The organism is Caenimonas sedimenti, from assembly GCF_007833165.1.
Classification (GTDB): Bacteria; Pseudomonadota; Gammaproteobacteria; order Burkholderiales; family Burkholderiaceae_C; genus Ramlibacter; species Ramlibacter sedimenti.
On record NZ_VOBQ01000037.1, the window covers coordinates 1 to 6,863 of the forward strand.

The following is a 6,863-nucleotide window of genomic DNA, read 5'->3' on the forward strand; positions in this document are numbered from 1 at the left end:
CGGCCAACACACTGATCGGCCCCAGCTTCAGCAGCAGCACGACGGTGGCCACTGCTGTCAGCAAAAGTTTGAATAGCACCCAGTAGTGGCGCAGCAGTCCCCAGGCGGTGCCCAACGCTTGTGTCAGGCCCGTTGCCAGCGTGGCAAGACTCAAGGGCATGATCACCAGCCACGCCGTCACGCCCATCGCGATCGACATCGCACGCACGACCTGGTCTTCCTTGCTCACCAGACCGACAAGGGCATGCGCCAGGAATACGGCCAAAGCGCCGCACCATCCAACCGAACTCGTGATGTGGGCGGTGAGCATCAGCTTGCGGGTGCGAGGCGACATGGTCATGGCGGATCCATCTTGGTCAGGCGGTCGTGAACTATATCGATGGTGCCGTGGTTGCCCATCTTTCTCAGCGCGATGCCTTGCAGCCAACCCACTTCACGCGGCCTTCAGGTACTCCCGCAGCTTCTGATTGTCCGCCTGCAACTGCGCCCTCATGATCGCCAGGAATTTTTTCGCGGTGCCTGACAAGACCTGGCCGGCAGGGATGGCTAAGAAACAGGAGAACGTCACGTCCACGCTCAACTTGCGAACCACCAGGCCGCGGTCGGCGTAGTCGAGGGCCGTGATGGGATTGATGACGCCCACGCCAAGACCGTGCAGTGCCATCTCGCAAACGCTGACGGCGTAGGGCGTGTGAATTGACACCGACAAGGTGACGCCGTGCTCGGCGAGCTTGGCGTCCAACCTGCGCCTGGATGCGTCTTCCGGGTTCAGCGCCAGAAAGGGCAGCTCTGCAAGCTGCTCCGGCTGGATCTGCTTGTGCCTGGCAAGGGGGTGCCCCTTCTTCATCACGACCACGCCCGGAAACGTCGCGAATGTGGTCGGCTCCAAGCCGTCGACGGAGACCTCGTCGGCCATCAGCCCGAAGTCAGCCAGGCCGGAAACCACTCGATCCTTCACTTCCTTGGAACTGAGAACCTGCAGTGAAACATGGGGTCGCGGGCTCTTCGCGGCAGAGGCCATCAGTTGCTTCAGGCACCGGGGCATGAACCCAAGGCCGAAGGCGGGATAGCAGGCCACCTGCAATTGATCGACACCAAATTCCCGCAGGCTCTTGACCCGATGCTCGATGGCACCCAGGCCGACGAACATGCGCTCGACCTCCACCAGCAAGGCCTTCGCCTCAGGCGTCGGGTGCAGCCTGCCGCGCAGGCGCTGGAACAGCGCAAAGCCTGCCTCGGTCTCCAGGCGTTTGAGCGATTGGCTAATGGCGGGCTGCGTCACACCAAGGAGCGCTGCCGCCTTGCGCGCAGAACCGCTGGTCATGATGGCTCGAAAGGTCTCGATCTCGGTGACACGCATATAAGCCTCAGTTATTGACTGATAACGAATCTATCCATCATCTTATCGTCCCGATCCTAGACTGCCAATGTTCTCAACCATCAGACGAGGAGAAGGACATGAGCATTCGAGTCACAGTGATTGCCGCCCTGCTGGCGCTGGGTTCGGCCGCCCAGGCCCACGATTTCAGCCCGGACATCGCGAAATATCAGCAGGTCGCGGCGACGCGGAAGCTGGATAGCAAGGAGGCGATCCAGGCGCGCCTGGCGCTGGAGCGCGCCCAGGGCCAGATGGACCAGGCCGACATCAAGATGCTGCTGCGCATCCGCAGCCTCACCAATTCCGGCCTGCGCGAACTGGGTGAGCAGCCCGCATTCCTCTCCAGCGAGTACAAGCGACTGGAGGCGGCGCTGGCCAATCCCAAGACCAACGACCCCGCGAAGGTGGCCAAGGCCCGCGAAATCTTCGCGCAGCTCAACCACGAGAAGCCCGTCTATGAGGCGCTGGAGACCGAGGCTGTGGAGAACATGAAGCAGGCGCTCAAGCTGATCGAGGCGGCTCCTTCCAAGTAGACCCATGGGCCGCCCAACGGCGGTCATGGATTCACTCGCGCCAAATCATCACGCTACCCAAACCTGACGCGAACAGCATGAATCGAAGTCCGTCTTCTCCCAGTTACCTGCAGCCGACACGCAACCCGCGCCTGTCGCACCTGCGGTGCATCAGCTGCTCGCTGATTCTGCCGCTTGCCGACCATCCGCGCGGCTGCCCCGCATGCGAGGCGGCGGCCCGCCCGTCCAGCCTGGAGGCCGTCTATAGCGAACTGCCGTCCTCTATCCGCCCGTCCCCTTCCGGTTTCCACTGGGGCGAGTGGCTTCCGTACCTTGAAGGCGTCTCGCTGGGTGAGGGCAGCACCCCCTGCCTGGAGCTGCCCAGGCTCGCGCGCGAACTCGGGATCGCGAGACTCAGCGTCAAGCATGAGGGCATGAATCCCACAGGCTCGCACAAGGACCGCATGTCCGCGCAGGCCGTCTCCCGCGCACTGGAAGCCGGAGCCGAGACGGTGGTCCTGGCCTCCAGCGGGAATGCGGCGGTATCGGCCGCAGCTTACTGCGCGGCCGCGGGCCTGCGCTGCGAGGTCGCGACCTACCGCAACATGCCCCAGGCCTTTGTGACGGCGCTGCAGCGGCTGGGCGCCCAGCGAATCGCTTTTGACCGTGGAGCGCAGCGATGGGAACACGTGCGCCGCCGTGTCGAAGACGATGGCGCCTTCGCCCTGACAAACTACTGCTTGCCCCCGGTCGGCAGCCCGGTGTTCGGCGTGGAAGGATATCGTGCTGTCGCCCTCGAGTGCGCGGCTGAGGGGTGCGTTCCTGACCATGTCCTGGTACCCACGGCGCGGGGCGATCTCCTGTGGGGCGTCTACAGCGGGTTCAGGGATTTGCACGCCGCCGGCCTGATTGATCGGATGCCTCGGCTCTGGGCCGTCGAGCCGTTCCCGCGCCTGACAAAGGTGTTGGAAGGTGAGCCCGCACAGCGCGAGTTTTCCGGAGAAACGGCGCAGTTCTCTATTGCCGGCGGCACGGTCACGCTGCAACAGGTGCTTGCCGTTCGGAACAGTGGTGGCGGCGCCGTCGTCGTCGATGACATCGGGGCGCATCGCGGCGCATCGAGCCTGGCGCGCGAGGGCTATTGGGTGGAACTCTGTGCAGGCAGCGGCGTGACCGCCACGGCCCAACTGCTCGCAGACCACAGCTTCGCCGCCTCCGACCACGTGCTGCTCGTCCTGACCGCCAAGGGCGACCGCGACCCGTTCGATCCTGCAGCGATCTCGTAGTTTGAAAGGACCTCCCCCATGTTCCGCCGATTCCCATCCCTCATCGTCGCCGCTTGCCTGGCGTTCTTTGGCGCCGCGGCCCATGCGGCCTACCCAGACAAACCGATTCGACTGATCGTGCCCTGGGCGCCGGGCGGCAGCACCGATGCCATCGCACGCGCCATCGCGCAGCGAATGAGCGAGAGCCTGGGCCAGAGCGTGGTGGTCGACAACCGCTCCGGCGCCTCCGGCCAAATTGGTACCGACGCCGCTGCGAAATCCCCAGCCGATGGCTACACCCTGACCATGGTCGAACTGCCCCACGCCATTGCTCCGGCCGTCGTGGCGAAACTTCCCTACGACCTCCTGCGCGACTTCACCCCCGTCAGCCTGGTCGGAACCTCACCGTTGGTGTTGTTCGCAACGCCGAGCGAATTCAAGACGGGCGACATGAAGGCCTTTCTCCAGCGCGCGAAGAGCGGCAAAGCGCCGCTCGCCGTGGCGCATAGCGGTGCCGGCTCCAGCAGCCACCTCGCGGCCGAGGTGCTGGCCTCGCGCGGCACCTTCAAGTACATCCCGGTGCCGTATCGCGGCTCGGCGCCTGCGCTGACCGACGTGGCGGCTGGAATGGTGGCAGCGCATTTTGCGACCCTGGCGAGCGGGAGCTCGCTGCACGGTGCGGGCAAGCTCTCGCCCTTGATGGTCACAGGTCCGAGCCGGTTGCCGGCGTTGCCAGGTGTCCCCACGGCGCGCGAAGTCGGGATCGAGGGAATGGACTTCAACCAGTGGTGGGCCGTGGTCGCTCCGGCGACGACGCCCATCGAAATCGTGGAGCGCCTGCGCGCAGAAGTGGTGGCCGCGCTGAACCACCCGGCCACGCGCGAGCGTCTCAACACCCTGGGCATTGACCTGAAGGGCTCCACCCGGGATGAGCTGCGCAGCTTCATGCGCAATGAGGTCGACCGGTGGGGCGCCATCGCAAGAAAAGCGGGCGTGAAGCCTGAGTAGGACCCGCGACAGGTGCGTCCATCAAGTCAACGCACCGGATAACCAATCTGTAATGTATCTGTTGGGTTGCCGTGCGCTGGCTCTTCCTAGACTTTGTTCCGTGATGCAAGGCTCTTGCCTCACCTGGCAGTGGCTACTGTGGTCCGCCAGAGTCTTAGGAGACCATCATGAAATTTCGCCATGTTCTGTTCGCCGTCAGCCTGGGTGCTGTCGCCTCCACGTCGTTCGCCACCCAGCTCTACCATCCCAGCAACGCCGAGGAGGGCGTGACCTTCCTGCCGCTGCACCAGGCCGGCGGCCTCACTCGCGATCAAGTGCGCACGAACGTGATGGGCGCCCAGCGCGACGGCACGCTCAGCTGGATCAGCCGCGGCTATCCGGGCACCTATCCGCTGGTCCAAGGCCCCAGGCTGAGCAACTCGCGGGACCAGGTCGAGGCGGAGCTGCGCGCCTGGCAGAAGAGCCCCGTGACGCCGGACGGCATGCGCTTCGTCCCCGGGGAAATCGGTTGGGTGGAAGCGCGCTAGTCGCACGGCCGAAAGACCGCAGCAAGTGTGCGTAAACGTGTCCCCTGACCACAAGCGCGACAAGTCTCAGTAGAATCCGCCGACCATGTCGCGTTTCCGTCTGTTCCTCGCCTGGCTGATCGTTGCCGCTATCCCGTTGCAGGGATTGGCGGCTTCGTCCATGCTGTTTTGCGGAATGGGCGGGCATCATGGGCCGGGCAAACTGGCGGTGATGCAAGCGGATCTGGCGCCTAGCAGTCGTACTGCCAGTGCAGGGCACGACCACTCCAAGCACAGCCATGCAGGCGATGTTCAGGCGAAGAAGACCACCGACAGCGCCGGCAAGAAGCTGCCCGACATTGCCCACAAGTGCGCTGTCTGCGCCTCCTGCTGCAATGTCGTCGCCATCACCGAGTTCCCCCAGCTGGTCGCCTTCGCGCCAGTGCCCCAGGCTGAGTTGGACGAGCCCTTCGTGCTGATTCACGCCCGACCTTCCCAGGTCCCCGACAAACCACCTCGCGCCTGATTGCATCCAGGGGCGCCGGCTTGGCCGGCCCCCGTGGGTGCATTCGTTCGTCCGCCATGCCGTTTCGGCGATGGCGGTACATCCCCATGAACAACGCGAGGTTCCCATGCTTTATCCCATGCTGGCCCGATGGCTGGCAGTCTCATCGGGTCTGTTGACGCTGGCAGCGTCGGCCCAGACGCCAGCGGCTCCCCCAGCGCGCGCCGCCGCGTCCGCAGTCGCCACGCCCGCTCCCGTTGCGCGAGCGCAGGCGGCGCCGGGCGAGTACCGCTCGGCGCTGGAGGGCTACCAGCCCTACAGCGAAAGCAAGATGGTGCCCTGGAAGGAAGCCAACGACACGGTCGGCAAGATCGGCGGCTGGCGAGCCTACGCCAAGGTAGCGGCCGAAGGGCAGGGGGAACAAGGGCATGCCGGCCACGCCACGCCCGCGGCGAGTGCGCCGAAACCCGCCGCCAGCCAGACCAAACCCTAGAGGGCGAAAAGAAATGCACAGAAACTTTCGAGTTGCCGGTGTGGGCGCCGCCGTGCTCCTCCTTGCTGGATGCGCGAGCGTCAACATCGATCAGGCGCTGCAGGAAGCCAATCAATCGACTCAGGACTTCACCCAGGGCAAGCTGGAGCTCAGTCGAACCGAGCGGCAGCGCCAGTTGCGAGGCCAGCTCAGCGAGCAGCTGTTGGCCAAGCCCTTGACCATGGACGACGCCGTGCAACTGGCCCTGGCGAACAGTCCGTCCATGCAGGCGCTGGTGGCGCAAAGCTGGGCCGACATGGCCGCCGCCAACCAGACAGGTCGGATCGGCAATCCCATCTTCACGTTCGAACGCATCCGCGCCGGCGACGAACTGGAGCTGGGGCGCTTGCTGTCGATCGGCCTGCTGGACCTCCTCACTCTCCCCCAGCGCCAGGTGATTTCCCGCAACCAGGTCGCCCAAGCCAAGGTCCAATTGAGCGGCACCGTGGTCGAGCAGGTGAGCCAGGTCAGGCAGGCCTGGGTTCGGGCCGTCGCCGCTCAGCAGTTGCTGCAGTACGCCGACCAGGTCAACCGATCGGCCCAGGCTAGCGCGGAGCTGGCCAGGCGTATGCAGGCGGTGGGGAACTTCACCAAGTTGCAACGGGTACGGCAGCAGGCCTTCTATGCCGATTCAGTGGCGCAGCTGGCCTCGGCGCAGCATGCGGTCACGGCCGCGCGCGAGGAACTGGTGCGTTTGCTCGGGTTGACGGACGCGCAGGCGACGCAGCTGATGCTGCCGGATCGCCTGCCGGATCTGCCGAAGGAACCCAAGGCCGCCGCCGGCGTCAGCGCGTCGGCGCTCCAGCAGCGGATCGACGTTCAGCTGGCTCGCCTGCAACTCGACGTGGCAGGGAAATCGCAGAACCTGTCACTCCTGAACAGCCTGTTTGACGTCGAGGCCGGGGTCCGCCGCGACACCGTCTTCGACAACCACTCCGGTGAGAAGAGCCATCGCAGGGGTTATGAGTTGGAGATCCGGCTTCCGATCTTCGACTGGGGCGGGGCCCAGCGCGCCAGCATGAACGCGCAGTCCCTGGCTGCGGAATTCGACCAATCTGATCAGGCTGTTCGGATGTTCTGACTTCCATGTTCGGCGTGCTGATCACCCTCAGACGGTCTTTCAACTGTGAATAACCCCGCGCGGCCCGACGGTTGTG

The 6,863-nt window shown here is 64.9% G+C and carries 9 protein-coding genes; 7 read left to right on the forward strand and 2 right to left on the reverse strand.

Annotation, left to right across the window (positions count from 1 at the left end; all coding sequences use genetic code 11):
• Window positions 1-340 (reverse strand): hypothetical protein (locus FN976_RS28550; protein WP_222432903.1); only part of this gene is annotated, 340 nt, incomplete at its 3' end.
• A 93-nt stretch (window positions 341-433) separates the two neighbouring features.
• Complete coding sequence (locus FN976_RS28555) at window positions 434-1,360, reverse strand: LysR substrate-binding domain-containing protein (protein WP_145897468.1); 927 nt, start codon at window positions 1,358-1,360, stop codon at window positions 434-436.
• A 98-nt stretch (window positions 1,361-1,458) separates the two neighbouring features.
• Here FN976_RS28555 and FN976_RS28560 point away from each other — a divergent pair, with 98 nt between their 5' ends.
• The 7 genes from FN976_RS28560 (at window position 1,459) to FN976_RS28590 (ending at window position 6,787) form a co-directional block, all read left to right on the forward strand.
• On the forward strand, window positions 1,459-1,911 hold the full coding sequence (locus tag FN976_RS28560) for a hypothetical protein (protein WP_145897471.1): 453 nt from the start codon (window positions 1,459-1,461) through the stop codon (window positions 1,909-1,911).
• A gap of 77 nt (window positions 1,912-1,988) precedes the next feature.
• On the forward strand, window positions 1,989-3,176 hold the full coding sequence (locus FN976_RS28565; RefSeq protein WP_145897473.1) for a threonine synthase: 1,188 nt from the start codon (window positions 1,989-1,991) through the stop codon (window positions 3,174-3,176).
• A gap of 18 nt (window positions 3,177-3,194) precedes the next feature.
• Window positions 3,195-4,163 carry a tripartite tricarboxylate transporter substrate binding protein gene (locus FN976_RS28570; protein ID WP_145897475.1) on the forward strand — a complete coding sequence of 323 codons (969 nt, stop codon included), beginning with the start codon at window positions 3,195-3,197 and terminating at the stop codon, window positions 4,161-4,163.
• A gap of 167 nt (window positions 4,164-4,330) precedes the next feature.
• On the forward strand, window positions 4,331-4,690 hold the full coding sequence (locus tag FN976_RS28575) for a DUF4148 domain-containing protein (protein WP_145897477.1): 360 nt from the start codon (window positions 4,331-4,333) through the stop codon (window positions 4,688-4,690).
• Between the two features lie 85 nt (window positions 4,691-4,775).
• A complete protein-coding gene (locus tag FN976_RS28580; RefSeq protein ID WP_145897479.1) occupies window positions 4,776-5,195 on the forward strand; it encodes a hypothetical protein in 420 nt (139 codons plus the stop codon).
• Window positions 5,196-5,301: 106 nt separating this feature from the next.
• Window positions 5,302-5,667, forward strand: coding sequence for a hypothetical protein (locus tag FN976_RS28585; protein WP_145897481.1), 366 nt, complete (start codon window positions 5,302-5,304; stop codon window positions 5,665-5,667).
• A 40-nt stretch (window positions 5,668-5,707) separates the two neighbouring features.
• Complete coding sequence (locus FN976_RS28590; RefSeq protein ID WP_255440892.1) at window positions 5,708-6,787, forward strand: TolC family protein; 1,080 nt, start codon at window positions 5,708-5,710, stop codon at window positions 6,785-6,787.
• The last annotated feature ends 76 nt before the right edge of the window (window positions 6,788-6,863 follow it).